Origin of the sequence: Curtobacterium sp. ZW137 (assembly GCF_003762905.1) — a bacterium.
In the GTDB taxonomy this organism is placed as follows: domain Bacteria; phylum Actinomycetota; class Actinomycetes; order Actinomycetales; family Microbacteriaceae; genus Curtobacterium.
This window is the reverse complement of the sequence record NZ_RJKS01000004.1, coordinates 389,171-415,024: the sequence shown is the minus strand read 5'-3', so window position 1 is coordinate 415,024 and position 25,854 is coordinate 389,171. Positions and strand designations below refer to the sequence as shown.

The following is a 25,854-nucleotide window of genomic DNA, read 5'->3' as shown; positions in this document are numbered from 1 at the left end:
ATGCCGAGTCTGGAGCGTGTTCCTGCCCTCGTGGCCACCGGTTTCCTCGCGATCCCCGTCGCGGAGGCGCTGGTCCGTCTGCCCGCGGACGTGCTGAGCCGGATCGAAGCGTCGCCGATCGACCCCGAGCTCGCCGACACCGCGGCGTTCTCCGCCGCGTACGGGTACCCGCTCGAGGGCGGGGCGAACTGCATCGTCGTCGCGGGCAAGCGCGGCGACGTGGTCACCCACGCAGCGTGCATCGTGCTCGCGTCGACCCGCCTCGACGTGAACCGCACCGTGAAGCAGCTGCTCGGGGCGCGGAAGGCGAGCTTCGCGGCGATGGACGACGCCGTCGCGCTCACCGGGATGGAGTACGGCGGGATCACCCCGATCGGGCTCCCGTCCTCGTGGCCCGTCTACGTCGACGCCCGGGTGTCGGACGTGCCCGAGGTCGTCATCGGCGCAGGGGTCCGCGGCGCGAAGCTGTTCCTGCCCGGGGCCGTCCTGGCGGGGCTGCCGCACGTCGAGGTCGTCGAAGGACTGGCCAACCCGGTCGAGGCCTGAGCGGTGCCGGCCACGATCGCGCTCCTGAGCGGCGCACCCGGCAGCGGGAAGTCGACGCTGGCGGCGGCGCTCGCCGCGGAGCTCGGGTGGCCGCAGGTGCACCGCGACGAGCTGTACGCCGGGCTGATGGCGGGCGGATCGCTCGCACGTGACGAGGTGGTGCCGCACGGGGTTCGACTGTTCTGGACGGCCACCGCTGCGTACGCCGGTGCCGGGTGCAGCGTGATCGCGGAAGCAACGCTCTACCGGGACCAGTCCGAGGCCGAGGTGCGGGAGTTCCTGGAGCCCGTCGGGGCCGTGCGGAACGTGCACTGCGTGACGGCGCTCGCACACGAGCGGTTCGTCGCCCGCGGCCACGACGACACGCTGAACGCGCGGGTGCTCGGGAACCTGCCGCGGGTGTCCTCGCCGCTCGAACTCGGCGTCCCGGTGCTCGAGGTCGACACGACGGACGGGTACGAACCGACGCTGGACGCCGTCGTCGCATGGTTGCGGCAGCCGTCCGCGGACTAGGGGATCTGTGCGGCGAAGCGATCGAGCGCCGCGGTCAGTGCTGCGCTCTCGCCCGGTCCGCCGTGTGCTTCGTCCTCGACGATCGTCAGCGTGCTCGCCGGCCAGCGGCGGTGCAGCCGCCACGGTGTGATCGCGGGTCCGCTGACGTCGCGCCGCCGTGGACGAGCGCGGCAGGCAGGTCGGCGAGTTCGGCGATGCGCGACGCGATCGCTCGGTCCGCACCGAGGAACCCGTCGTTCGCCCAGTACCGGGTGACGAGCGTGGCGAACACTTCCCGAGCCTCCAGGCCGGCGTGACCCAGCCCACGGATCGCCGGAGCGTCGAGCGAGACGTGGACGCTCTCCCAGCGGTCCCACTCCGCGGCGGCGAGCGCGCGGTCCGCCGCGTCCTCGCCGGCCAGGCGACGCGCGTAGGCGTCGACGACCCGCTCGCCGGGGGTGCGGTGCGAGGCCTGCTCGAACCGGTCCCAGTCCTCCGGGAAGACCCGGCCGATGCCCTCGGTGATCCAGTCCACTTCCTCGCGACTCGTCGTCGTGACCGCCAGGAGCGCCAGCGCGCGGACCCGCTCCCGGTGTTCGAGCGCGTAGGCCAGCGCGAGGGTCGTGCCCCAGGAGACACCCGCGACGACCCACGAGCCGATGCCGAGTGCCTGCCGGACCTGCTCGATGTCCGTGATCAGGCGCTGTGTCGTGTGTTCGGCGAGCCGCTCGCGTGCGTCGAGCACACCCGGGGTGCTGCGCCCGCTGCCACGCTGATCGATCCCGACCAGGCGGTACCGGCTCGGGTCGAAGTGCGTGCGGTACCAACCGGACCCGAGGGACCCGCCGGGGCCGCCGTGCAGCCACAGTGCGGGGACGCCGTCGGGTGTGCCGCTCTCCTCGACGTACAACGAGGCGCCGTCGTCGGTCTCGATGGTCGTCGTGCGGTACGGCTCCGGATGGAGGTGCGTCACGTCAGTCGGAGTGCAGGGCCGTCCACTGCCGGAACGGCAGTGTCGGGTCCTCGGTGGGGACCTGTTCGGACGGCAGCGACCGTTCGTGCGCGGGCTTCGTGTACTCGCCGTAGAACGAGTCGAGCGACATCAGCCGGTTGCCGTCCTCGTAGTGCTCGGACTCCTGGTCGCGGGTCGCCGCGAAGACGACACGGGCCGGCTGCGCGTAGTAGAGCGCGCCCAGGCACATCGGGCAGGGGTACGCGGTCACGTAGACGTCGAGCCCGGCCAGGTCGGTGATCCCCATCTCGGCAGCGAGCCGGATCGCGGTGATCTCGGCGTGCGCCGTCGGGTCGCCGGTCTGTGTGACGAGGTTCGCGGCCTCGACGACGACCTTGCCGTCGCGGACGATCAGGCAGGCGAAGGGCTTGCCGCCCTCGCGGACGTTCGTGAGCGCGCGTGCGACCACGCGCTCCGTGAACCGGGTGTCGGTCTCCGGCGTGCTCATGCGGTGGCCGGCTCCTGCTCGGTGCTCCTGGCGGCCGGTTCCTGCCCGCTGAACCGCTCGACGAGGTCACGCTTCAGCACCTTGCCGCTGGGGCCCAGCGGGAGCGCGTCGACGACGTGCACGACGCGGGGGAACTTGTAGGCGGCGATCTCGTCGGCGACGAACTGCACGAGCTCCTCCGGGGTCGCGGTCGCGTCGGGACGCAGCACGACGGCCGCCTCGATCTCCTGGCCGTGCACCTCGTGGGCCACCCCGAAGACGGCGGCCATGGTGACGTCGGGGTGCGTCGCGAGGACCTCCTCGACCTGGCGCGGGTACACGTTGTAGCCGTTCCGGATGATCATGTCCTTCGTCCGGTCCACGATCGTGAGGTAGCCCTCGTCGTCCTTCGTGCCGAGGTCGCCGGTGCGGAACCAGCCGTCGACGATCGCCTCGGCGGTGTCGTCCGGACGGTCGAGGTACCCCTTCATCAGGTTGTGCCCGCGGATCACCAGCTCGCCGATCTCACCGCGCGGCAGCAGCACGATCGCATCACGCGTCTCCGCATCGGCGATCTCGACGTCCACACCCCAGATCGGCGTGCCGATCGTGCCCGGGTGGGGCGCGCGCCCGACGTGGTTGAAGGTCGCGACCGGAGAGGTCTCGGTGAGGCCGTACCCCTCGTGGATCGGGGCGTCGTAGACGGTCTGGAACCGCTCGAGGACCGCGAGCGGCAGCGAGGCGCCGCCGGAGATCGCGTAGCGGAGCGCCGGTCGCGCATCGCTCCGGGTGGCGGCGTCGAGCAGCGCCATGTACATCGTCGGGACGCCCATGAAGATCTCGCACCCGTGCTCCACCATCGCCGCGAGCGCGGAGTCGCCGTCGAACTTCGGCAGCATCACGATCGTCGCGCCGGCGCGGAACCCGGTGTTCATCGTGCAGGTCTGGCCGAACGTGTGGAACAGCGGGAGCGCGCCGAGCAGCACGTCGCCGCGCCGCATGTCGAACGTGCTCATCAGGTTCGTGTTCACCTGCTCGAGCAGGGCGAAGTGCGTACCCTCGGCACCCTTGGGCTTGCCGGTGGTGCCGCTCGTGTAGAGGATCGTCGCGGTGTCGAACGGGTCGCGGGGGACGTAGGTGTCGAGGGGGTCTGCCTGGGCGGCGAGGTCTTCCAAGCGCGCTGGCGTGGTGGTCTCCTGGCCGGGCGCGCCGGTCTGGCCGGGCTCGCCGGTCTGGCCGGTCGCGGCGCTGTCCGTGGGTGGTGCGAGCACGGTCACCACCTCGATGCCCGCGAGTGCTGCCCCGGCGGCGCCCTCCCCGAGCAGCGGAGCCGCACAGACGAGCAGCATCGCGCCGCTGTCGCGCAGCACGTACTCGACCTCGCGACGCTTCAGGAGCGCGTGCACCGGGACCGCGACGGCGCCGAGCGCCAGCGTCGCGTAGTACACGCGGGCGAAGTCGGCGACGTTCGGCACGAGCATCGCGACACGGGACCCCTCGGTCACGCCCGCCGCCCGCAGCGCGCCGGCGTACGCGAGGGTCTCGTCCCAGAGCTCGGCGTACGTGGTCCGCTGCTCCCCGACGATGACCGCGACGTCGTCCGGGTACCGCCTGGCGGACTCGGCGAGGATCGCGGCGACGGAGGCCGTGGCCCCGGTCGGTCGGGTGGCGCTGCTGGTGATGCTGGCGCTGGGCTGGGTGCTGGTCATGCCGGCCTCCGTCTCCGATGACGAGTGGGTGTCTCGGATCATACGTGCGGGCCCTGGCGGGGCGGTGTGCGGGCGTGGCACGTGTCAGGGGGACAGGCGGGCGAGGAGGGCGAGCACGCGGGTGCACACCCGGTCGAACTCGTCCGGGGAGGGGTGTTCCGCCCACCAGGCGAGGTTGTTGATGCTCACCGCGGCGAGGCACGTGGCGAACACCGCGGGACCGGCTGCCGCGACCGCCTCGTCCTGGAGGACCTGCTCGGCGGTGAGCGCGGGCTGGGACGCGCTCGCTGGTCGGGACGCGATCGCGTCCTGGCGGTACAGGTCGGCGAGGTCCCGGACGCGGGTCCCACGGCTCACGGTCTCCGTGTCCACGAACCGGATGCGCCCGCCCGTCTCCCGGAGGAGGTTCCCGCCGCTGTAGTCACCGTGCACCACGTCATCGACCGGGAGGACGGCCGTCCCGTGCGTTCGGTGCAGCCGCTCCGCCCGCTCGACCACCAGCGCGCCGATGGACGTCCGCTGTGCGACCGCGGTTCGCCACGGGTGGTCGGTCAGGACTGCGAGCAGTTGGGCGCTGTCGTCGAACGCGCCCGCGGAACCGATCTCGGTCTGCAGTCGGTTCGCGGCGACGACCGCTCGGGCGGTGTCCTCGTCGAGGCGCAGGATCGGCTCGGCGTCCAGGTGTTCCTGGAGGACGAAGGCGCCGCCATCCGGGAGCGACCCGGCGGACAGCCACGCAGCAGCCGGCCAGCCACGGGCGACGGCGTCGCGCATCACCGGAACCGCGGCCAGCAACCGCTGCACCTTCCACGGCTCGTGCTGCACGGTGACGACGAAGCGCTGGCGGTCGGCGTCCTCGACGAGGAGCGCACCACCCTGCTCGCCGCCCGGCAGCGAACCGAGTCCGCGCAGCGCCAGACCGGTGGCACGGGCGACGTCGTCGACGAGATCGGACACGCGGGCGGCGCGGCTCAGTCGTTCGGGTGGATGAGGCAGAACGGGTGCCCCGCCGGGTCGAGGAACACCCGGAACGTCTCGGTCCCGGAGCCGGTACTCGTCGCGCCGATGGCGAGGACCGCGGCCTCGGCCACGTCGAGGTCGTCCACCTTGACGTCGAGGTGGATCTGCTGGGGGACGTCCTGGCCCGGCCACACCGGGGCGCGGTACTCGTCGACGCGCTGGAAGGCGACGATCGGCCGGGAGCCCTCGATCGGCAGCACGACCTCTGCCCAGTCGTCTTCGTACTCGACGATCTCGCCGCCGAGGAGTTCGGCGTAGAACCGCGCGAGGACCCGGGTGTCCGGGCAGTCGAGGACGATGACGTCCAGCGAGCCGATCACGGTCGGGCCGCCGCTGCGAGCATCGTGGCCGTGAAGATGACCCAGTCGTTCAGGATGTGTGCGCCGGTGCTCACCGCGATGTTCTTGGTCCGGATGTACGCGAGCGTCAGCACGAGGCGCGCGACGCCGATGATCAGGAACGCCTGGGCGAAGTTCCACCCGTAGGTCGGCAGGTGCGCGGCGCCGAACCAGACGGCGGTCGCGAGCCAGGCGATGAGGATCGCCTGCGTCCTCGTGAGTCCGATGCGGTGGCACAGCGACAGGACGGCCAGGAACGGCAGGATCGTGAAGAGCTCCTCGCCGAAGAGCTGGATCGCGGTCCCGACGTAGAACGCCACGAGTTGTCCGGCGCCGTGGATGCCGTCGGTTGCGGCGTTCGCGGTCGCGCCGAAGACCGCCTTGACGATGATTCCGACGGCGAAGGTCACGATGATGTTCGCGATCGCGAAGAGCACCATGAGCCCGACGTCCCGGCCGGTCGTGCGTCGGAAGATCCGCGACCAGTACTGCTTCGTGAAGGCGATGAACACGGCGAGCGGGATCGCGGTGAACAGGAAGCGGGGAACCAGTGACTGCACGTTGTCAGCTGCGGGATAGAAGCTCAGGACCGTGATGCCGACCACGCACGCGACGACGATCGTGATCCACTGCCAGGCGGGGATCGGGATCGGGTCACCGTCGTAGAACGGGAAGTCCTGCCCGTCGGCGCGTTCGATCGCGTTGCCGTACCGCCTCGTGTCGTCCGACATCGGGGCTCCCCTCGTCCGTGCGACCGACAGTACTGGGTCAGCGGCGCGGAGGGCGAGCCCCGATCACGCCGATGCTGCGGCGAGCGCCTTCGTGATCCGCTGCAGCGACACCGTCTCGGCCGTGCCGAGTTCCTGCGCGAAGAGGCTGAGGCGGAACTCCTCGACCATCCACCGGGCGTGCACGAGTTCGGGGTGCGATCCCACGGCGGGTGGGAACGTGCCGCCGGCGTCTTCGTAGCGGCCGGTCGCCACCGAGACCTCGCGCATCCAGGTGGCGTCGCGGCCGGGGTTCTGCAGGAGCTTCGTCACGCGGGCCTCGATGCCCTGCAGGTACACCCGGATGCGGCGGAGCCGATCGAGTCCGGCCACGGAGACGAACCCGGGGAACACGAGCCGGTCGAGTTGCTGGCGCATGTCGTTCAACGCCGGGAGCAGGGCCATGCTGTTCGCCTGCTTGAGCGCCCGCTCGGCCTTCCGCTGGGCGGCGAGCACGGCCGCGACCTCCGAGACCGCATCGAACATCGTGTCGACGACGGTCGACGAGACGGCATCGCGAACCGCCTCGAACTCCGCCCTCGTGAAGACCAGGCCCGCAGGGTGCGCCGCTCGGATCCCGGCGTCGACGACAGCGGCGAGGACGTCGTCGAACAGGGCGTTGGTGGACGGGTACGGACTCGCCGCGAGGGCGAGTTTCTCCTGGGCGGTGAGGTGCGACTGGATGTACGAGACGGGCGAGGGCACCGCGAGCATCACGAGTCGCCGGACGCCCGCGGGCATCCGGACCGACCGATCGGCCGGGGTGGCGAGCAGCTGCACGCCGACGGTCGCCTTCGGCCCGGTCCCCTCTTCGACGAGCGCGGGGTAGGCGCGGATGACACCGCCCGACTGCCTGGTGTCGAGGACCTCGGGCAGGTCGGACTCCGGCCAGGTGGTGAGGCCGGACCGTTCGAGGCGGCGGTCCGGTGCGTCGCCGCCGGCACGGCCCTGGCGTCCTGGTCGCTGGGTGGCCGCCGCGACGCTCTGCTGGGTCCGGTCCTTCAGCTTGGTCTGCAGCGCAGTGAGGTCCTTGCCCGCTTCGACCCGCCGACCGCGCTCGTCGACGACCGCGTAGGTCGGCAGGAGGTGCGCGGGGACCCGGGACATGTCGAAGTCCGACTCCGAGACCGGCACGTAGGTCATCCGTTGGATCGTCTTCGCCAGGGTGGCCCGGAAGCTCTCCGTCGGTGTGGTCGGGGCGTCGTCGGGGAGTTCCTCGACGATCTTCTCGGCCCAGTCGGCCGCCGGGACGACGTTCTTCCGGATCTGCTTCGGGAGCGCCTTGATCAGCGCGGTCACGAGTTCCTTGCGGAGCCCACGGACCTGCCAGTCGAATCCTTCTTCGCGCATCCGGGGCAGAAGCGCGAGCGGGACCTGGACGCTGACGCCGTCGTCCTCGGCGCCGGGCTCGAAGCGGTACCGCACCGCGAGCCGCTGGTCGCCGGAGCGCCACTGGGTCGGGTACTCGGTGTCGTCCTCGGCGGCTTCCGCTGCCGAGGCGTCGAGCAGGTCCTCGCGACGCATCGTGAGGAGCTCGGGCTGGTCGCGGCGGGTCCGTCGCCACCATCCCTCGAAGTCGCGGGTGGTCGCGATCTCGGCGGGGATCCGAGCGTCGTAGAACTCGAAGACGTTCTCGTCGTCGAGCAGGATGTCGCGCCGACGCGTCCGTTCCTCGAGCTGTTCGAGTTCCTTCCGGAGTTTGCGGTTCGCGCGGTCGAAGGCCTGCTGGGAGTCCCACTCGCCCTCGATCAGGGCATGCCGGATGAAGAGTTCTCGCGAGTGCACGGGGTCGATCCGGGAGTACTGCACTCGGCGCCGCTGCACGATCGGCACGCCGAAGAGCGTCACGCGCTCGTACGCGACGACGGCGCCCTGCTTCTTCTCCCAGTGCGGCTCGCCGTAGGTGCGTTTGAGCAGGTCCCCGGCGAGCTGCTCCGTCCACACGGGGTCGATCCGGGCCGCGGTGCGCGCGAACAACCGGCTCGTCTCCACGAGCTCTGCGGCCATCACCGCGTCAGGCTGCTTCTTCGCGAGGACACTGCCGGGGAACAGGACGAACCGGGTGTTCCGGGACCCGAGGTAGTCACGCTTCTCACGGTCTCGGAGGCCGATCTGGCTGAGGAGCCCCGCGAGGAGCGAACGGTGCACGGCGTCCGGGTCGTCCTTGCGCTCCTTGCCGACGTGGATTCCGACCTGCTTCGCCGCGCGCGAGAGCTGCCGGTACAGGTCCTGCCACTCGCGGATGCGGAGGTAGTTGAGGAACTCGGCCTTGCAGAGGCGCCGGAACGCACTGGAGGACAGCTCGTCCTGCTTGTCCTCGATGTAGTTCCACAACCCGAGCAGGGTCAGGAAGTCGCTCGTCGGATCGGCGAATCGCGCGTGCAGCTGGTCGGCGTGCGCCCGCTGCTCCAGGGGACGCTCGCGCGGGTCCTGGATGCTCAGCGCCGAGACGACGGCGACGACTTCTCGGCCGACGCCCTGCCTGCCGGCTTCGAGCACCATCCGGCCGAGTCGGGGATCGATCGGCAGGCGCGTGAGCTGCCGGCCGGACTTCGTGATCGCGCCCGCCGCATCGACCGCGCGGAGTTCGCGGAGGAGGTCGAGGCCGTCCTTCACGCCGCGGGAGTCCGGCGGCTGCAGGAACGGGAAGGACTCGATGTCCCCGAACCCGAGGGAGATCATCTGCAGGATCACCGCGGCGAGGTTCGTGCGGAGGATCTCCGGGTCGGTGAACTCCGGACGGCGTCCGAAGTCGTCCTCGGAGTACAGCCGGATCGCGATGCCGGCACTGGTCCGGCCGGCACGACCGGAGCGCTGGTTCGCGCTCGCCTGCGAGATCGCTTCGATCGGCAGCCGCTGCACCTTGGCCCGCGGGGAGTACCGGGAGATGCGCGCCGTGCCGGTGTCGATGACGTACTTGATCCCGGGCACGGTCAGCGAGGTCTCCGCGACGTTCGTCGCCAGCACCACACGGCGTCGGACGCCCGGTGTCGCGCTGCGCTGGAAGACCCGGTGCTGGTCCGCGGCGGAGAGCCGTCCGTAGAGGGGGAGGACCTCGGTGCCCTGGTACCGCTTGCCCTCGATCGCGTCCTGCGCGTCACGGATCTCGTTCTCCCCGGAGAGGAAGACGAGGACGTCGCCGGGGGCGTCCTGCGCGAGTTCGTCGAGCGCGTCGGTGATGCCGGTGAGGTAGTCGCGGTCGTCCGACCCGTTGCCGGCGTCCGCGGTCCGGGAGTCGGTGTCGTCGTCGCCGTCATCGTCGTCCGGGTCCTCGGCCACGAGCGGGCGGTACCGGATCTCGACCGGGTACGTCCGCCCCGACACCTCGATGATGGGAGCGCCGCCGAAGTGCTGCGAGAACGACTCCGGGTCGATCGTGGCGCTGGTGATGATCAGCTTGAGGTCGGGTCGCCGGGGCAGCAGCCGCTTCAGGTAGCCGAGGAGGAAGTCGATCGTGAGGGAGCGTTCGTGCGCTTCGTCGATGATGATCGTGTCGTAGCGCTTCAGGTCGCGGTCGAAGTGGATCTCGTTGAGCAGGATGCCGTCGGTCATCAGCTTGATCCGGGTGTTCGCGCTGACCTTGTCGGTGAAGCGGACCTGGTAGCCGACGAGGTCGCCGAGTTCGTTGCCGAGCTCTTCCGAGACGCGCTCGGCGATCGTGCGCGCGGCGATCCGTCGCGGCTGCGTGTGACCGATGCTCTTGCGCCCCAGCTCCAGAGCGATCTTCGGGAGCTGAGTGGTCTTGCCCGAGCCCGTGGCACCGGCGACGATCACGACCTGGTTGTCGCGGATCGCTGCGGCGATGTCGTCCCGCCGCTGCGAGACCGGCAGCTCGGGCGGGAACGTGATGACGGGCGGCGTGGGAGACATGAGCATTCCAGGATACCGTCCGGGGTCAGCTCGACGCGAGCTGCCCGGTGAGCTGCTCGACGGAACGCGCCGGGAGCGCGCAGACCCGATCGTGGCAGACGTACGCGGCAGGGTCCTTCGTGGCACGGCCTTCGAGGAGCGCGAACCCCGAGGCCGCCCAGTCTCCTGCCTGCGCCGGGGTCACGACGAGGACCAGCGTGCCGGGACGTCGCGCCCCGAACGCCACGACGCCGAGCTCCGACGGGTGCTCCGACACGACGACGACTTCTCGCGACGGCCGCTGCAGCGCGAGCGCGAGTCCCAGCGCGTCCGCGTGTCCGAGTGGCCGCTCGACACCGGTCCGTGCCCGGTCGGCGACGAGCGCCACCGCCGCGGCGCGGTACGTGTCGTCGCCGGTGAGTGTCCCGAGCATCGCTGCGGCACCGGCCAGGGCGACGGTGCCGGAGCGGAGCGCGGTCTGGGGCTGCTCACCGGTGGCTGTTCCCGCGGACGCCAGGACGGGATCGACGTCGAGCGCGCCGCGGAGACCGTCGTCCACCAGGGAGCGAGCGACGGTGGCGTACCCGACCTGCCCGGTGACCAGCGCGAGTTCGAGGAGCCCTTCGGCGAGGAGACCGACGTCTTCGATGGTGGGTGGCGCCGTCGACACCCCGCGAGGCGTGCTCGAGCGGACCACGACGTGGCCGTCCCGCAGGTGTGCATCGATGATCGCGTCCGCAGCGGCCCGGGCTGCCGCGATCATCGCGTCGTCGCCGTGTCGAGCCCCGGCGATGGCGAGGCCGCGGATCGCGAGTCCGTTCCACCCGGTCAGGACCTGGTCGTCGAGCGGTGGCGGGTCCAGCGTCGACCGCTCGGCCAGGGGGCGCCGGTACCACTCGCCTTCCACCCGGCGGCCGTCGATCGTGGACTCGCTGTCCTGCGCTGCCACGAACGCGCCGTCCGGGCGGCGCAGGGTGTCGCGCAGGAAGTCCGCGATGCCCCTGGCCTGGTCTCGCGGCGCCACGGCGAGGAGGTTCGCGTTGTCGTAGAGCATCCGTTCGTAGTGCGGCACGCTCCAGTCGCGACGGGTGGCGTACCGGAACACACCACCGTCCGGGTCGGTGAGCTCGGACTCGGCGATCGCGCGCAGCGACCGCTCGGCGAGCGCCGATGCCTCGGCGACACCGTCCGCTCCGGCATCGGCGAGGAACTCCACCAGGGGCGCTGACGGGAACTTCGGAGCGCCACCGAAACCGCCGTACGTCGTGTCTTCCGACCGCTGGAGTGCGGTGACGACATCGTGGATCGCCCCGACCGACGGGAGGCCCGGTTCGGCTCCGGCAGGCGCACCGGGTTCGTCCTGTGCCGCGTCCAGAGCACCCTGACGGATGGCCGTCGCGAGCGCCGTCGCGTTGGCGTCGACTTCACCCCGCCGGTCGCGCCACGCGTCGAGCACGGCACCGAGCACCTGCCGGAAGGACGGGTGCTGGCCGACCGGCGTCGGCGGGGAGTAGGTGCCCGCGAAGAACACGTGGGCGTCGGGCGTCATGAACGCGGTCAGCGGCCAGCCGAGCTGCTCGGTGAACGCAGCGGCCGCCGCCATCGTGCTCGAGTCGACGTCAGGGCGTTCTTCACGGTCGACCTTCACCGCGACGAAGTCACGCCGCAGGAGTTCGGCCACGTCCGGGTCAGCGAAGCTCTCCCGCGCCATGACGTGGCACCAGTGGCAGGTCGCGTAGCCGATCGACACGAGGACGGGGACGTCCCGTTCGCGGGCTTCCGCGAAGGCGTCCGGGCCCCATTCTCGCCAGTCCACCGGGTTGTCGGCGTGGAGACGGAGGTAGGGGCTGACGGCGGTGCCGAGCCGGTTGTCGTTCATGGCTCCAGCGTGCCCGGTCCGCGCTGGGCGGGCGTGTCGGGAGGGCGAACTGTGGAGATTCAGTGCTGTCCACAGGGGGTCAGGCGGGAAGCCACCCAGTGATGGACGCGAGCCGACGGGCCACGTCGTTCGGGGCCATGTCGTCCGTGTCCACCCGGGTGACGTGGTCCGTGGTGGCCGTGTCGAGCCTCCCGGCCGTCCGCGTACTGTGCGCGAGTTGCCCCGCCGGGAGCGGGCCACCCGCCCGACGGCGCAGGCGGGATGCCGTGGCGTCGTCCCCGGCGCGGAGCAGGACCGCGACGACGACGGGGTCGTCACCCATCGCGGCGGCGAGCCGTGCCGTCTCGAGCACCGAGACGGTGTTCGTGTAGACGAGGCGGTGGTGGCCGAGCTCGCGGTAGTTCGCCCAGATCGCCGCGAGGTTCCGCTCCGCGACGTGGGCGTCCGGGTGCTCCACGTGCGGCGCCGGGTGGGCGAGGTCGAGCGTGTCGCCCTCGATGACCGCGTGCCGGACGTCCGCGCTCGCGAGGAGTTCGTGCAGGGCGTCCGCCGCCGTCGACTTCCCGACGCCGGATCGGCCGCCGATGAACAGCACCTCGGAACGGGGCACCTCAGCTCCCGAGCGAGAGCATGAGGAGTGCAGCGTCCTCGGGGCCGTAGTCGAACAGGCGGTCCCAGAACGGGTCAGCAGCCCACGGGACGTCGCCGTCGACCGGGGTGCGGTGCGCCGTCTCCACGAGCCAGTCGAGCTCCGGGACGACCGCCTGCGCGAAGGTCGGCGGCTGCCATCCGAGCGATCGGGCCGCGCTGGTGTCGAGGACGTACGGGGTCGGCGACGACCACGGCGTCGACCCGACGAAGGCCGGGGCGTCCGCGTCGAGCAGGACCTCCTCGAACACGTGGTCGAGGTGCCCGGCGACGGTGCGGACGATCTCGAGCACGGACGGCGCGGAGTCGTCGGCGACGTTGAGGATCCGCCGGTCGGGCGCATCCGCGAGCAGCCGGACGAGCGAACCGATGCCGCTGGCGGCCGTCGTGTGGTCGACGCCGCGCCCCTGGTCGGCGAGGAGCACGCGCTCACGGCCGTCCAGCGCACGCCGGACCACGAACCACTCGCGCGGGCGACCGATGCCGGGGCCGTACACCTTGGACGGGCGGAGGACGGTGACCGGGGCGCCGTGGTCGAGGAGCAGCTGCTCGGCCGCCACCTTCTGCGCTGCGTAACCGTCTCGGCTGGTCGGGTCGGCGTCGGCGGCGGTGACCGTCGGCTGCAGCTCGGTGACCGCGCCGGAGAACACCGGCTTGTCGACGGAGTTCGCGTGCCGGCCCTGCTCGTCGACGTAGACGGCCTTCGACGACACGAAGACCGTCGACCCGACGTCTCCGAGGTACGGCAGGAGCTGGGCCGCGTCGTCACGGGTGGCGCCGACGGTGTCGACGAGGAGGTCCGCACCGGGCCGGAGGAGTTCGCGGAGGACGGCCGTGTCCCGGCGGTCGCCCGGGGTGAAGGTGGCGCCGGCCGCGGTCGGTGCGTCCGCGATGTCGCCGCCCCGGCGCGCGACGACGTCCACCTGCCAGTCGTCGCCGCCGCGGCCGGAACTGTCGAGGAGTTCGCGCACAACGGCGGAACCGATGCCGCCCGTTCCGCCGAGGACGACCGCGCGCTTGGTGCTCATGTCGCCAACGCTAGTGCCGAGTGGTCCGGGCGCTCCGCGCGCTGCCGGTCCAGTCCGGGCGCTGCCGGTTCAGTCCGCGCGCTGCCGGTTCAGGAGGCGATCGGTTCCCGTCGCCACCAGTCCGCGAGGGAACCGTCGTACACCTGGACACGGTCGTGACCGAGCACCGTCAGTGCCAGGGCGTCCACGCACGCGGCGCTGCCGACGCCGCAGTAGGTGACGATCTGCTCCGAGTCGAGCACCGGCGCGAAGACGTCCGCCAGGGCCGCCGGACGGAGGAGGGCATTGGACTCCTGGTCGACCACGCGGCGCAAGGGGATCGGCGTCGTGCCGGGCACCACGTCGGGGTGCGTCGCACCGAGGACCGTCTCGTCGACCGCGAGCACGAGCGCCGCGGGCTCCGAACCGTCGACGGCTCGTTCGACGCGGGCGCGGTCCGCCCAGAGCGGACGTTCTTCGCCGGCGAGGAACGCCGCCGCCTCGACGTGGACCGCCGGTGCGCTCGTGAGGGCACCGACGCGGACCGGGCGCCCTTCGTCCCGCCACTTCACGAACCCGCCGTCGAGCACGGCGACGTCGTCGAACCCGAACGAGCGGAAGATCCACCACAGGCGGGCGGACCACTCGCCGACGCTGTCGTCGTAGACCACGACCGTCGAGGTGTTCGTGATGCCGAGTGCGCGGGCCGCCTGCTCGAAACGCTCGGCGCAGGGACGGGTGAAGGGCACGTCGGCGTCGGGCGTCGAGAAGTCCTGTACGAGGTCGGCGAAGCGGGCGCCGGGCACGTGGCCGTGTCGTTCGTAGGTGTCCCGCGCGCTCTGCCACGTCATGCCACGGCCGGTCCCCGCGGCGTGCACGGAGGCATCGAGCACGACGAGATCGTCCGCACCGAGGTGGTCGGCGAGCCACTGCGTCGACACGAGCGGCGAGGTCAAGACGGGGGCCATGGCGCTCACCATAATGCGGACCCCTGACGACCGGGAGAGGAACAGCAACAGTGCGCAATCGGGGCGGCGTGGCGGGGGCTGTGGATGAACTTCGTGCGGTGGGTGGGGTGTGGCTGTTGGCGTTGTGCGGGACCGGTGGGTGTCGGCGTGTGGGTGGTGGGCGGTGGGCGGCGGTCACGACGGACGCGGAACGACAACGTCGTTGTCGTTCGACACCGATGTTGTCGAATCGGGACTGCGGCCGAGCCGAGCCGAGCGGCGCGGCCGCGCCGGACCCGGGCGGCGGTCGCGCCGGACCGCGCGCCCCGCACGGACGAACCACGAAACGGACACTGCACCGCGAAGAATCGCGGTGCAGTGTCCGTTTCGTGGTTACCCGGCGCAGGGCGCCGATCGTCAGTGCGCGGCGGCCGGGATGCTCCCCGTCGCGTTGGCGCTGAGGTGCTCGAGCTTGGCGAGCCGCACCGACTGGCGGTTGATGAGCAGCCCGCTCGCGATCGCGACGAGCACCAGCACGCCGGCCGAGATCGCGAAGGCGACGTGGTAGCCGTCGAGCGTGGCCTGCGCCTGCTGCAGCTTGGTCGGCGCGGCGGTCAGCCCGGAGAGGCTGTTCTTCACGACGTCGGCGAAGATCGTCGACAGCAGCGCCGTACCGATCGAACCGCCGATCTGCTGCATCGTGTTCACGGTGGCGGACGCGACGCCCGCATCCGCACGGGCGACACCGGTCGTCGCGGTGTTCATCGCGGACGAGAAGATCGTGCCCATGCCGAGGCCGATCACGATGAGCGCCGGCAGGACGGTGCCCGCGTAGGAGCTGTCCAGGTCGGTGCGGAGCAGCAGGAGCAGGCCCGCCGCGGCGACGAGACCCCCCGAGAAGATCAGGACCTTCGGGCCGACGCGGGGCAGCAGTCGCCCGCCGATCTGCGTCGCGGAGATCATGATCGACAGCGGCATCGGCAGGAACGCCAGACCGGTCTGCAGTGCGGAGAACCCGAGGGTCTGCTCGAGGTAGTACGTCAGGAACAGGAAGATGCCGAACATGCCGATGGCGACGAGACCGATGGCGACGAACGAGCCGCCGCGGTCACGGTCGAGCACCACGCGCAATGGGAGCAACGGGTGTGCGACGCGGGTCTCGATCACGATGAACGCGGCGATGAGCACGACGCCGGCGGCGAGCATGCCGATCGTCCACGGGTCGTCCCAGCCGTTGGTCTCGGCGTTCGAGAAGCCGTAGACCACGCCGACGAGGCCGGCGGTGATGGTGAGGACACCGGCGATGTCGATGCGCGGGCGCTCGACCTTCGGCGGCTTCGCCATGAAGATCAACGCACCGATCACGCCGAGGACGGCGAAGACGACGTTGACGTAGAGGCACCAGCGCCACGAGGCGTACTCGGTGAGGACGCCACCGAGCAGCAGGCCGATGGCCGCACCGGAGCCGGCGATCGAACCGAAGATGCCGAACGCACGACCGCGTTCCTTCGGGTCACGGAAGGTCGTCGTCAGCATGCCGAGGGCGGACGGGGCGAGCAGCGCGCCGAACGCGCCCTGCAGCGCGCGTGCCGCGACGAGCAGACCGAACGAGTCGGCCAGGCCGCCGAGGACCGAGGCGATGGCGAAGCCGACGAGCCCGATGATGAACGTGTTCTTCCGGCCGAAGAGGTCACCGAGACGGCCACCCAGGAGCAGGAGCGAGCCGAACGCCAGGGAGTAGGCGGTGACGATCCACTGCCGCTGGTCGGTGCCGAACCCGAGGTCCGCCTGAGCCGAGGGCAGCGCGATGTTCACGATGGTGGCGTCGAGCACGACCATGAGCTGCGCGAGAGCGATCACCGCAAGGGCGATCCACCGGTGCTCGGTGCGACCGGTCGGGGTGGGAGTCGGTGCGGCGCCCGTACGGGCGGGCGAAGTCTGTTCTGCCGTCACGGCAGCCTCCTCGGGAGTGAGTGGAGGGAAGAAGCGCACACCGTCGGGCGTTTCCGGGAGGGGAGGAAGCGGATGCGAGGCATCCGCTTCGAGTCAGTGTAGACCGAAACGGAAGGTCCGCATCCACTTATTCCCAGAAAGTTCAACTAGGTTCGGAATCGTGAGCACCATCGACCAGCACGCCGATCTCGATCGGCCTCTCCGCGCTGACGCAGCACGCAACCGCGAGCTGATCCTGCAGACGGCACGCAAGTGCTTCGCGGAGCGCGGGCTCTCGGTCACACTCAACGACATCGCGCACGAAGCGGGTGTCGGCGTCGGCACGGTCTACCGCAGGTTCGCCGACAAGGACTCCCTGATCGAGGCGCTGCTCGCGACCAAGTTCGACGCGATGAACGCCGCGGCGGCACGTGCTGCGGAGGAGATCGACCCGCGGGAGTCGCTCCGCCTGTACCTGATGGGCGTGTTCGAGTTCCGCGCACGCGACCGTGCCCTGGCCGACGCGATCGTCCGCGCGGGCAAGTCCCGGCCCTCGATCGTGCAGGAACGTGATCGCCTCGAGACCCAGGTCAGCGACATCATCGGCCGCGCGCGGGACGCCGGCGTGGTTCGGGCGGGCTTCGACTACCGCGACCTGCCGATGCTCACCGCGATGATCGGCGCCGTGGCCGACGCCACCCGCGCACACGACCCCGACGCCTGGCGCCGGTACGCCCAGGTCGTCATCGACGGGGTGCTGCCGCCGACCGCGCCGGACGCGATGACCGGCAGCCCGCTCGACCGCGAGACGATCGAGCGCGCACTGCACGCCCAGTCCTGACGGGTCGGGGGGACGCCGCACCCAGCGGACGCATCTTCCGACACCGCAGCAGTCGAACGACTCGCGCGGTGTCGAACACGTGGCGCGACGCCGAACCCGCGCCGACCCGCGCCGAACCAGCGCAACGGCCCCGCATCGCCGCGGCTACAACCAGCTCGGCAACCAGTAGTGCGACCGGATGAAGTCCCACGGGACCTGCAGCGCCGTCCACATCGGGTACCAGTACGCCGACGCGAGCAGCACCACCCCGAGGTACACCCCGATCCAGATGACAGCGCGGGTCCGCCGTGGCCGTGGATCGTCCCTCGATCCGAGCAGCAGCCCGATCGCCGCGGCCAGCGCCATCACCATGAAGGGCTCGAACGCGATCGTGTAGAACTGGAACACGGTCCGGTTCACGTAGAGCAGCCACGGCAGGTAGCCCGCCGCGACGCCCATCACGACGAACCCGTACTCCCATCGCCGGTGCAGCACGAAGAGCACGAGCAGCGCGATCACGGCAGCGACCGACGGGTACCAGATGAACGGGTTCGCGATGCCCGTGATCGCCGCACCGCACCGCTCCGCCGCACAGCCGTCCTGCCCAGCGTTCGTCCCCACGTAGTACATCGACGTCGGGCGTTGCATGAAGAGCCACAGCAGCGGGTTCGCCTGGTACGAGTGCGGGGTGTGCAGGCCGATGTTGAAGCCGTAGATCTCGGACTGGTAGTGCCACCAGTTCTGCACGCTGTCGGGCACCCAGGACAGGATCCCTCGCCAGCGCTGCCCGCCGGAGGCGATCCAGTCGCGGTCCCAGCCGTCCTTCGACACGAACCACCCGGTCCAGGACGCCAGGTACGTGGCGGCGGCGATCGGCACGGTCAGGACGAACGAGACCGGCGCCTGCTGCAGGAACGCGCTCGAGGACCAGAACTCGATCCCGGCGCGCTTGCGCATCATCATGTCGCTCAACACGGAGTAGAGCGCGAAGAACGCCAGGAAGTACAGCCCGGTCCACTTCGTGCTCGTCGCGAGTCCCATCGCGAGCCCCATGCCGATCAGCCACGGCCGCCACCAGAGCGCGGGCCCCCAGAGGGTGTCCCGTCCGTCCGCCGCGCGGCGAGCGACCCAGGCGTCCAGCCGCCGGGTCGTCCACCGCCGGTCGAGCAGCAGCGCCCCGAACCCGAGGACCACGAAGAACGTCACGATGCCGTCGAGGAGCGTCACCCGCGACATCACGATCGCCTGACCGTCGACCGCCATGAAGCCGCCAGCGAGGGTGCCGACGAGCGTGGACCGGAACAGGGACCGGGCGATCACGGCGACGAGGAACACGGTCGCGATGCCCAGCACCGCGACGGTGAAACGCCAGCCGAAGGCGTTGTCCGGGCCGAACAGCAACATGCCGAGGCCGATGAGGTACTTGCCGAGCGGCGGGTGCGCGATGAACTCGGCGGCGCTGGTGAAGATCGAGGTCTCGCCGGAGGCGAAGCGCTCGTCCGTCGTTGGGGCGGTGTCGTCGGTGGGGTTCGCGGGCCACGTGCCCTCGTACCCGAGGTGCACGATCGACCAGCCGTCCTTGACGTAGTAGGTCTCGTCGAACACGAGCGAGTGCGGCCGTCCGAGGTCGATCAACCTGAGCAGCGCAGCGAGCACGGTGACGGCGATCGGGCCGGCCCACCGCCAGGCGGCGACCCGCCAGGAGACCGACATGAGGCGCACCCACCAGTCGTCGAGGCGCGACCCACGGGGTACTGCGGGCGCAGTGTCGAGTGCGTCGGCCAGGTCCGTGGTCACCCGCAGCATCCTACGGATGCGGCGCCTGCGCTCGCTGCGTCCACAATGGGGCGTGTGATCGTCCTCGCAGCAACTCCCATCGGCAACCTCGGCGACGCGTCCCGCCGACTGGTCGAGACACTGTCGAACGCGACCGTCGTGGCGGCGGAGGACACCAGGACCGCGATCCACCTGATGCGTGCCCTCGGCATCGAGAACCGTCCGCGGCTGATCGCGCTCCACGAGCACAACGAGCGGGCCAAGGCGGCCGAGGTCGTCGAGCTCGCCCGGGACGAGGACGTCGTGGTCCTGACCGACGCCGGCATGCCCGCGATCAGCGACCCGGGGTTCCCCCTGGTCGAGGCCGCTGCGGCAGCGGGGGTGACCGTCACGGCGCTCCCGGGGCCGTCCGCGGTGCTCATGGCGCTCGCCGTGTCCGGGCTGCCGACCGACCGCTTCACGTTCGAGGGGTTCCCGACCCGCAAGGCGGGGGAGCGCCGTCGGGTGTTCGAGGCCCTCGCCGGGGAGCAGCGGACGATGGTCTTCTTCGAGTCGCCGCACCGGCTCGCGGACACGCTGACCGACATGGGTGCCGGCTTCGGGGGTGACCGTCGCGCAGTCGTCTGCCGTGAGCTCACGAAGCTGTACGAAGAGGTCAAGCGCGGCTCGCTGGCCGAGCTGGCCGAGTGGGCCGCCGACGGCGTGAAGGGCGAGATCTGCATCGTCGTGGCCGGGGCGTCCGGTTCCGCGGACGACGTCACGATCGAGGAGGGGGTCCGCCTCGTGCTGGAGCGGGTCGCGTCGGGGACCCGGATGAAGGAGGCGTCAGCCGCCGTCGCGGACGCCACGGGGCTGTCCAAGCGGGACCTGTACGAGGGTGCGCTGGCGGCGCGGTAGACGCGACGAACACCGGACGGGAGGCCCGGTGCGGGCCCGCCACGGGCCTCCCGTCCGGGTTTTCCACAGTCCACTGCCGGACGCGTCATGCGGTTGCCGCGCGCCCGTAGGATGGTCCGCATGTCCGACGGCTCCTCGTTCAGCATCACCACGCCGATCTTCTACGTGAACGACGTTCCCCACATCGGGCACGCCTACACAGAGGTCGCCGCGGACTTCCTCGCGCGCTGGCACCGTCAGCGCGGTGACGACACCTGGCTCCTCACCGGCACCGACGAGCACGGGCAGAAGATCCTGCGCACCGCCTCGGCGAACGACGTCTCCCCGAAGGAGTGGGCGGACCGCCTCGTCACGGACGCCTGGAAGCCGCTGCTCGACACCGTCGACATCGCCAACGACGACTTCATCCGGACCACCGACGAACGCCACGAGCGCGGCGTGACCGCGTTCCTGCAGAAGCTCCACGACGACGGCTACATCTACGCCGGCGAGTTCGAGGGCTTCTACTGCGTGGGCTGCGAAGAGTACAAGCAGCCGAGCGACCTGGTTCCCGGCACCGGTGCGTACGAAGGCCAGCAGGTCTGCGCGATCCACTCCATCCCGGTGGAGGTGTTGTCCGAGCGCAACTACTTCTTCCGGATGTCCGACTTCGAGCAGCGCCTGCTCGACCTCTACGAATCGAACCCGGAGTTCATCCAGCCGGAGAGCGTCCGCAACGAGATCGTCTCCTTCGTCAAGCAGGGCCTCCGCGACCTCTCGATCTCACGGTCGAGCTTCGACTGGGGCATCAAGATCCCCTGGGACCACGACCACGTGCTCTACGTCTGGTTCGACGCGCTGCTCAACTACGTCACGGCGCTCGGCTACGGCAGCGACGACGACGAAGCCTTCCAGCGCCTCTGGCCGAGCGTGCACATCGTCGGCAAGGACATCGCCCGGTTCCACGCGGTGATCTGGCCCGCGATGCTGATGGCAGCAGGGCTCCCGGTCCCGAAGCGCGTCTTCGGCCACGGGTGGCTGCTCGTCGGCGGCGAGAAGATGTCGAAGTCGAAGCTGACCGGCATCGCCCCGTCGGAGATCACCGACACGTTCGGCTCCGACGCGTTCCGGTACTACTTCCTCCGCGCGATCACCTTCGGGCAGGACGGCAACTTCAGCTGGGAAGACATCTCGGCGCGGTACCAGGCCGAACTCGCGAACGGTTTCGGCAACCTGGCGTCGCGCATCCTGGCGATGCTCGAGAAGTACTTCGGCGGCGCGGTCCCGGCGCGGGGCGAGCTCTCGGCGTCCGACGTCGCGATCGACGACCTGGCGAAGTCCGTCACCGAGCGGGCCGACGCGGCGATCGCGGCCTTCGCACCGCACGACGCGATCGCGACCACGTGGGAACTCGTCGACGCGCTGAACGGGTACATCACCGAGCAGCAGCCGTGGGCCCTCGCCAAGGACGACGCCCAGCGCGAGCGCCTCGGCACGGTGCTGGCGACGGCGCTCCGTGGCCTCGGTACCGTCGCGGTCCTCGCCGCGCCCGTGATGCCGAAGGCGACCGAGAAGCTCTGGGCCTCCATCGGTGCCGGCGGGTCGATCGCCGAACAGCGTGTGGACCGCGCGTACGACTGGCAGGGCGCGTCGCAGGTGACGCCGCTCGAGTCCGGGCTGTTCCCGCGCATCGAGCAGGCGGAACAGGGCGCGGCGTGACCGACGCCCACCTCCGTTCGCGTGGCGACGGCGACGGGTCGAATCGCGACCTGACGTACCCGCCGCTGCCGGAAGCGCTCGTGGTGCCCGTCTACGACAACCACACCCACATGGAGATCGCCGACGGCGGTCCCGACGGGGCGCTCGACTACCGGGAACACCTCGACCGTGCGTCGAGTGTCGGGGTCCGCGGCGTCGTGCAGGTCGGGACCGACCTCGCGACATCGCAGTGGTCGGCGGCGATCGCGGCGCGCGAGCCGCGCGTGCTGGCCGCCGTGGCGCTGCACCCGAACGAAGCGCCGCTCCTGGCGGAGCAGGGGCTCCTCGACGAGCACCTCGCGGGCATCGAAGCACTCGCCGCGCTGCCGCGGGTGCGTGCGATTGGTGAGACCGGGCTCGACTTCTTCCGCACCGGCGACGACGGCCGTGACGCCCAGGTGCGTTCCTTCGAGGAGCACATCCGCATCGCGAAGGAGCACGACCTCGCGCTGACCATCCACGACCGCGACGCGCACGACGCCGTGGTCGAGGTCCTCGACCGCGTCGGCGCCCCGGAGAAGACGGTGTTCCACTGCTTCTCGGGTGGGCCGGACCTGGCACGCCTGTGCTCCGAGCGCGGCTGGTACATGTCGTTCGCCGGCACGGTGACGTTCAAGAACGCTGCGCTCCTCCGCGAAGCGCTCGAGGTCGCGCCGCGTCGCCTGCTCATGGTCGAGACGGACGCGCCGTACCTCACGCCGACGCCGTACCGTGGTCGCCCGAACGCGCCGTACCTCATCCCGCTCACCCTCCGGTCCATGGCCGACACCCTCGGCACGGACCCGTCGATGCTCGCGGCGCAGATCGCGTCGAACACCGAGCTCGTCTACGGCGCCTGGGATGCCGAGCCCGTGACGGTCGACGAATGAGCGCACTGCTCGGCCCGGCCGAGATCCGCGAGCTGGCCGCGCAGCTCGACGTCACCCCGACGAAGAAGCTCGGCCAGAACTTCGTGCACGACGCCAACACCGTGCGGCGCATCGTCGCCGCGGGTGGCGTGACCGCCGACGCACAGGTGCTCGAGGTCGGACCGGGCCTCGGCTCCCTGACCCTCGGGCTGACCGAGACCGGCGCTCCGGTCACCGCCGTCGAGATCGACGCCCGGCTCGCGGCGCAGCTGCCCACCACGGTGTCCGCGATGCAGCCGTCCGCGCGGCTGACGGTCGTGCACCAGGACGCACTGCAGGTGTCCGCGGACGACCTCCCCGCAGCACCGACGCACCTCGTCGCGAACCTGCCGTACAACGTCTCCGTGCCGGTCCTCCTGCACCTGCTCGCGACCTTCCCGTCGATCGAACGGTCGCTCGTGATGGTCCAGGCCGAGGTCGGGTACCGCCTCGCCGCGGACCCGGGCAGCAAGGTCTACGGGTCGCCGAGCGTCAAGGCCGCCTGGTACGGCACCTGGCGGATCGCCGGACAGGTCAGCCGCCAGGTGTTCTGGCCGGTGCCGAACGTGGACAGTGTGCTCGTGGGGTTCCAGCGGCACGATCCCCCGGGGGACGAGCAGCTTCGTGCGCAGGTCTTCGCCCTGGTCGACGCGGCCTTCCAGCAGCGGCGGAAGATGCTCCGGCAGGCGCTGTCGGGCGTCCTCGGCGGCAGTGCGCACGCGTCCGACGTGCTCGAGGCAGCCGGGATCGCCCCGACGGCCCGCGGTGAAGCGCTCGGCGTCGACGACTTCGTCCGGCTCGGTCGGACGGTCCTCGCCGAAGGCACCCGCGAGGGCGAAGACACCCGCGAGGGCGAAGGCACCCACGAGGGCGAGGGCGACGCCCAGGCCTAGTCCGCGCTCCCGGTCATGACGCGCTGACGTCGACCACCGTGCCGCCCGTCAGCGCGACGAGCTGGTCGAAGGTCAGCGGCATCACCGAGTTCGCCGTGCCGGCCGCCGACCACACCGGGTCGTACTCGGCGAGGGCGCGGTCGACCACGGTCCGGATCGGCTGCGGGTGTCCGACGGGGGAGACGCCGCCGATCGGCTGACCGGTGACCTCCCGCACCTGTTTCGCGGTGGCCATCCCGAGTTCCGCGACCCCGAGCGCTCCGGCGAGCACCGCGGTGTCGACGCGGTGCCGGCCGGAGGTCATCACCAGGAGCGGCTCGCCGTCGGCCAGGAAGAGCAGGCTGCTCGCGATGGCGCCGACCTCGGTGCCGAGCGCCGCCGCTGCCTGCGCTGCCGTGTGCGTGGAGTCGGGCAGCTCGCGGGCTTCGGTCTCGACGCCGGCCTCGGCGACGATCCGCTGGATGTCCTGCATGCGTGCGTTCACGTCCCCATCCTGTCCGCGGTCGCCGGAGCCTGTTCCCGGATGTTGCATACGGATTCCTTGCTCGCCATGCGTCAAGGCTCCTACCGTCGCTGCATCGACCACGAACTGCACCAACCGCGCGAACCGGAGGAACCATGTCGCCAAGGACCGACCACCGCAGCGCTCGACGAGCACGACTCATCGAGCGACGTATCGAAGAACGCGACCGCGAGCGACGCGCAGCGCGGCGACGGCTCATCGCCCGGCTCCCGTCGATGACCACGGACGAGCGCGTACGCGTCGTCCACGAAGCGACGACCGGCCTCCGGTTCCGGACCTCGTTCGACGGCATCGTGTAGCCGTGCCGTCTGTACCGCAGTCGCGCCGCTCCCGGGATCGCAACGTCGCGTCGTACGCCGACCTCGAGACCTTGCCGAGCGCGGTGGTTCTCGACACGTCCTTCGTCGTCCGTGCTCTCGTGGAGACTGAGGTCGGTCACGACGAGGCAGGGGCGTTCTTGAAGCGTCTGACATCGTCACGGTCGTTCGTGCTCTACAGCGCGTTGCTCGAGATCGAGTTGGCCGAAGCAGCCTTCAAGATCGCGATCAAGGAGCGTCACGGCAATCGTGCGTGGCCGATGAAACGATCGGACGGACGAGTCCGACGGCGTGCCGCGCGCGTCGCCGACGAACTCATCCACCGATGGCGGACCGCCGTCGGGCCGTCGCCGAGCACGAGCATCAACCTCGCCAGCGTCACTGATCCGGCCTTCCAGCTCATGCGCCGCTACGGTCTCGGCTCGTACGACGCCGTCCACGCGGCGACCGTCGCGTACACCGGCGCGACCGCGCTCGTCACGAACGACGTCGGCTTCGCGGCCGTGCCGGCTGGCGAGCTCCGGCTCCTCGTGGACGAGAGCCGGCTCGATGCTGCGCGCCGGCGCCGGGCAACTGCCGGACCAGGCGGATCAGTGGCGGCGTGATGCCAGCATCTCGATGAGCTGCTGCTGGTTCCCGTCGCGCTCCGCCCACCGCAGCGGCAGCACGTTCTGCACGAGGATCTCCGGCGCCGCTCCCGACTCCAGCAGCGCGATGACCTCGTCCAGGAACTCGTCGAGCGGCATCCCGCCGAAGTCAACGCCCGCACCCTGCAGGTCGGTGGCGACGGCCGGCGGCACGAGCTCCAGCACGGACACTGACGACCCGACGAGCTGCTGACGCAGGGACAGCGTGTACGAGTGCACGGCGGCCTTCGTGGCGTTGTACGTCGGGGTGGCGGCGAGCGGGGTGAACGCGAGTCCGGACGACACGGTGACGACGGTGGCCGCCGGTCGAGACAGCAGGTGCGGCAGGAACGCGTCGATCAGCCGGATGGTGCCGAGCAGGTTCGTCGAGACGGTGTCGACCGCGTCGGCCAGGTGCGACGACGACCGGAGGTCCTCCTGCCGCATGATCCCGGACATCGTGACGAGGGTGTCGAGCGCCGGGTACGCCTCGATGACGGATGCCGCGGCCGCGGTGATGGAAGCCGGGTCGCTCACGTCGATCTCGACGGTGCCGAAGCCGTGCTCGGCAGCGAGGGACTCGAGCAGTGCACGACGGCGTCCACCGATGACGACGGTGCTCCCCGCTTCCTGCAGACGGAGGGCGAGACCCAGGCCGATGCCGGACGTGGCGCCGGGGATGAAGACGGTTGCGTTGGTGATGTCCATGACGACCACGATCCGCGAACGAGCGGACGACAACCAGAGCCCGGTCATCGGGGGACCGCCGATCCCTGGCACGCGGAGAGGACGAGCAGGAGACTGG

24 protein-coding genes are annotated in these 25,854 nt (G+C 70.8%); 9 read left to right on the top strand and 15 right to left on the bottom strand.

Annotated features, from left to right (window positions below; all coding sequences use genetic code 11):
* On the top strand, window positions 1–546 hold the full coding sequence (locus EDF55_RS15285; RefSeq protein WP_123655805.1) for a YbaK/EbsC family protein: 546 nt from the start codon (window positions 1–3) through the stop codon (window positions 544–546).
* 3 nt (window positions 547–549) lie between these two features.
* On the top strand, window positions 550–1,059 hold the full coding sequence (locus EDF55_RS15280; RefSeq protein ID WP_123655804.1) for an AAA family ATPase: 510 nt from the start codon (window positions 550–552) through the stop codon (window positions 1,057–1,059).
* 85 nt (window positions 1,060–1,144) lie between these two features.
* Here the strand turns inward: EDF55_RS15280 and EDF55_RS15275 are convergent, their stop codons facing one another.
* The 12 genes from EDF55_RS15275 to EDF55_RS15220 all read right to left on the bottom strand — a co-directional run bounded on the left by EDF55_RS15275 (window position 1,145) and on the right by EDF55_RS15220 (window position 16,594).
* The gene (locus EDF55_RS15275; RefSeq protein WP_260236075.1) at window positions 1,145–2,011 is read right to left on the bottom strand and encodes an alpha/beta hydrolase; all 867 of its coding nucleotides are present in this window, start codon (window positions 2,009–2,011) and stop codon (window positions 1,145–1,147) included.
* Window position 2,012: 1 nt separating this feature from the next.
* Window positions 2,013–2,498, bottom strand: coding sequence for a nucleoside deaminase (locus EDF55_RS15270; protein WP_123655803.1), 486 nt, complete (start codon window positions 2,496–2,498; stop codon window positions 2,013–2,015).
* Window positions 2,495–4,186: a long-chain fatty acid--CoA ligase gene (locus tag EDF55_RS15265; RefSeq protein ID WP_123655802.1), complete on the bottom strand. Its 1,692-nt coding sequence runs from the start codon at window positions 4,184–4,186 to the stop codon at window positions 2,495–2,497. Before EDF55_RS15265 ends, EDF55_RS15270 begins: the two co-directional genes overlap by 4 nt.
* Before the next feature lie 84 nt (window positions 4,187–4,270).
* Entirely contained in the window at window positions 4,271–5,143 is an 873-nt protein-coding gene (locus EDF55_RS15260; RefSeq protein ID WP_123655801.1) for a phosphotransferase, read from the bottom strand.
* 14 nt (window positions 5,144–5,157) lie between these two features.
* Window positions 5,158–5,526, bottom strand: a complete 369-nt coding sequence (locus tag EDF55_RS15255) for a VOC family protein (RefSeq protein WP_123655800.1) — start codon at window positions 5,524–5,526, stop codon at window positions 5,158–5,160.
* Window positions 5,523–6,275: a CPBP family intramembrane glutamic endopeptidase gene (locus tag EDF55_RS15250; protein ID WP_123655799.1), complete on the bottom strand. Its 753-nt coding sequence runs from the start codon at window positions 6,273–6,275 to the stop codon at window positions 5,523–5,525. The genes EDF55_RS15255 and EDF55_RS15250 overlap by 4 nt, the downstream gene beginning before the upstream one ends.
* Before the next feature lie 63 nt (window positions 6,276–6,338).
* Window positions 6,339–10,181, bottom strand: a complete 3,843-nt coding sequence (hrpA, locus tag EDF55_RS15245; RefSeq protein WP_123655798.1) for an ATP-dependent RNA helicase HrpA — start codon at window positions 10,179–10,181, stop codon at window positions 6,339–6,341.
* Between the two features lie 25 nt (window positions 10,182–10,206).
* The gene (locus EDF55_RS15240) at window positions 10,207–12,039 is read right to left on the bottom strand and encodes a thioredoxin domain-containing protein (protein WP_123655797.1); all 1,833 of its coding nucleotides are present in this window, start codon (window positions 12,037–12,039) and stop codon (window positions 10,207–10,209) included.
* Between the two features lie 79 nt (window positions 12,040–12,118).
* Entirely contained in the window at window positions 12,119–12,649 is a 531-nt protein-coding gene (locus EDF55_RS15235; protein WP_123655796.1) for an AAA family ATPase, read from the bottom strand.
* Window position 12,650: 1 nt separating this feature from the next.
* Window positions 12,651–13,715 (bottom strand): NAD(P)-dependent oxidoreductase, encoded by a 1,065-nt coding sequence (locus EDF55_RS15230; RefSeq protein ID WP_123655795.1) that lies wholly within the window; start codon window positions 13,713–13,715, stop codon window positions 12,651–12,653.
* A gap of 89 nt (window positions 13,716–13,804) precedes the next feature.
* Window positions 13,805–14,662 (bottom strand): sulfurtransferase, encoded by an 858-nt coding sequence (locus tag EDF55_RS15225; protein ID WP_185017446.1) that lies wholly within the window; start codon window positions 14,660–14,662, stop codon window positions 13,805–13,807.
* A gap of 396 nt (window positions 14,663–15,058) precedes the next feature.
* A complete protein-coding gene (locus EDF55_RS15220) occupies window positions 15,059–16,594 on the bottom strand; it encodes an MFS transporter (RefSeq protein WP_123655793.1) in 1,536 nt (511 codons plus the stop codon).
* Between the two features lie 160 nt (window positions 16,595–16,754).
* Here EDF55_RS15220 and EDF55_RS15215 point away from each other — a divergent pair, with 160 nt between their 5' ends.
* A complete protein-coding gene (locus tag EDF55_RS15215; RefSeq protein WP_185017444.1) occupies window positions 16,755–17,414 on the top strand; it encodes a TetR/AcrR family transcriptional regulator in 660 nt (219 codons plus the stop codon).
* A 144-nt stretch (window positions 17,415–17,558) separates the two neighbouring features.
* On the opposite strand, the gene EDF55_RS15210 is transcribed toward EDF55_RS15215, so the two are convergent.
* Entirely contained in the window at window positions 17,559–19,190 is a 1,632-nt protein-coding gene (locus EDF55_RS15210) for a dolichyl-phosphate-mannose--protein mannosyltransferase (RefSeq protein ID WP_260233377.1), read from the bottom strand.
* Window positions 19,191–19,244: 54 nt separating this feature from the next.
* Between EDF55_RS15210 and rsmI the strand changes: the two genes are divergently transcribed.
* The 4 genes from rsmI to rsmA all read left to right on the top strand — a co-directional run bounded on the left by rsmI (window position 19,245) and on the right by rsmA (window position 23,583).
* Window positions 19,245–20,066 carry a 16S rRNA (cytidine(1402)-2'-O)-methyltransferase gene (gene rsmI, locus EDF55_RS15205; protein ID WP_123655790.1) on the top strand — a complete coding sequence of 274 codons (822 nt, stop codon included), beginning with the start codon at window positions 19,245–19,247 and terminating at the stop codon, window positions 20,064–20,066.
* A gap of 120 nt (window positions 20,067–20,186) precedes the next feature.
* Complete coding sequence (gene metG / locus EDF55_RS15200) at window positions 20,187–21,764, top strand: methionine--tRNA ligase (protein WP_123655789.1); 1,578 nt, start codon at window positions 20,187–20,189, stop codon at window positions 21,762–21,764.
* Window positions 21,761–22,672 (top strand): TatD family hydrolase, encoded by a 912-nt coding sequence (locus EDF55_RS15195; RefSeq protein WP_123655788.1) that lies wholly within the window; start codon window positions 21,761–21,763, stop codon window positions 22,670–22,672. The genes metG and EDF55_RS15195 overlap by 4 nt, the downstream gene beginning before the upstream one ends.
* Entirely contained in the window at window positions 22,669–23,583 is a 915-nt protein-coding gene (rsmA, locus tag EDF55_RS15190) for a 16S rRNA (adenine(1518)-N(6)/adenine(1519)-N(6))-dimethyltransferase RsmA (RefSeq protein WP_123655787.1), read from the top strand. Before EDF55_RS15195 ends, rsmA begins: the two co-directional genes overlap by 4 nt.
* Before the next feature lie 13 nt (window positions 23,584–23,596).
* Here the strand turns inward: rsmA and EDF55_RS15185 are convergent, their stop codons facing one another.
* Window positions 23,597–24,067 (bottom strand): YbaK/EbsC family protein, encoded by a 471-nt coding sequence (locus EDF55_RS15185; protein WP_395867555.1) that lies wholly within the window; start codon window positions 24,065–24,067, stop codon window positions 23,597–23,599.
* A 134-nt stretch (window positions 24,068–24,201) separates the two neighbouring features.
* On the opposite strand from EDF55_RS15185, the gene EDF55_RS18905 reads away from it, so the two are divergent.
* A complete protein-coding gene (locus EDF55_RS18905; protein ID WP_165931407.1) occupies window positions 24,202–24,405 on the top strand; it encodes a hypothetical protein in 204 nt (67 codons plus the stop codon).
* A gap of 158 nt (window positions 24,406–24,563) precedes the next feature.
* Window positions 24,564–25,028, top strand: coding sequence for a type II toxin-antitoxin system VapC family toxin (locus tag EDF55_RS18900; RefSeq protein ID WP_395870438.1), 465 nt, complete (start codon window positions 24,564–24,566; stop codon window positions 25,026–25,028).
* Here the strand turns inward: EDF55_RS18900 and EDF55_RS15175 are convergent.
* Window positions 25,014–25,757 (bottom strand): SDR family oxidoreductase, encoded by a 744-nt coding sequence (locus tag EDF55_RS15175; RefSeq protein ID WP_185017442.1) that lies wholly within the window; start codon window positions 25,755–25,757, stop codon window positions 25,014–25,016. The genes EDF55_RS18900 and EDF55_RS15175 overlap by 15 nt on opposite strands.
* Between the last annotated feature and the right edge of the window lie 97 nt (window positions 25,758–25,854).

Excerpts from the sequence above, each read along its gene's own strand:
- EDF55_RS15285 (WP_123655805.1), top strand. The coding sequence starts at position 1 with ATGCCGAGTCTGGAGCGTGTTCCTGCCCTCGTGGCCACCGGTTTCCTC.
- EDF55_RS15270 (WP_123655803.1), bottom strand. The coding sequence starts at position 2,498 with ATGAGCACGCCGGAGACCGACACCCGGTTCACGGAGCGCGTGGTCGCA.
- EDF55_RS15265 (WP_123655802.1), bottom strand. The coding sequence starts at position 4,186 with ATGACCAGCACCCAGCCCAGCGCCAGCATCACCAGCAGCGCCACCCGA.
- EDF55_RS15250 (WP_123655799.1), bottom strand. The coding sequence starts at position 6,275 with ATGTCGGACGACACGAGGCGGTACGGCAACGCGATCGAACGCGCCGAC.
- hrpA (WP_123655798.1), bottom strand. The coding sequence starts at position 10,181 with ATGTCTCCCACGCCGCCCGTCATCACGTTCCCGCCCGAGCTGCCGGTC.
- EDF55_RS15240 (WP_123655797.1), bottom strand. The coding sequence starts at position 12,039 with ATGAACGACAACCGGCTCGGCACCGCCGTCAGCCCCTACCTCCGTCTC.
- EDF55_RS15230 (WP_123655795.1), bottom strand. The coding sequence starts at position 13,715 with ATGAGCACCAAGCGCGCGGTCGTCCTCGGCGGAACGGGCGGCATCGGT.
- EDF55_RS15225 (WP_185017446.1), bottom strand. The coding sequence starts at position 14,662 with ATGGCCCCCGTCTTGACCTCGCCGCTCGTGTCGACGCAGTGGCTCGCC.
- metG (WP_123655789.1), top strand. The coding sequence starts at position 20,187 with ATGTCCGACGGCTCCTCGTTCAGCATCACCACGCCGATCTTCTACGTG.
- rsmA (WP_123655787.1), top strand. The coding sequence starts at position 22,669 with ATGAGCGCACTGCTCGGCCCGGCCGAGATCCGCGAGCTGGCCGCGCAG.
- EDF55_RS18905 (WP_165931407.1), top strand. The coding sequence starts at position 24,202 with ATGTCGCCAAGGACCGACCACCGCAGCGCTCGACGAGCACGACTCATC.
- EDF55_RS15175 (WP_185017442.1), bottom strand. The coding sequence starts at position 25,757 with ATGGACATCACCAACGCAACCGTCTTCATCCCCGGCGCCACGTCCGGC.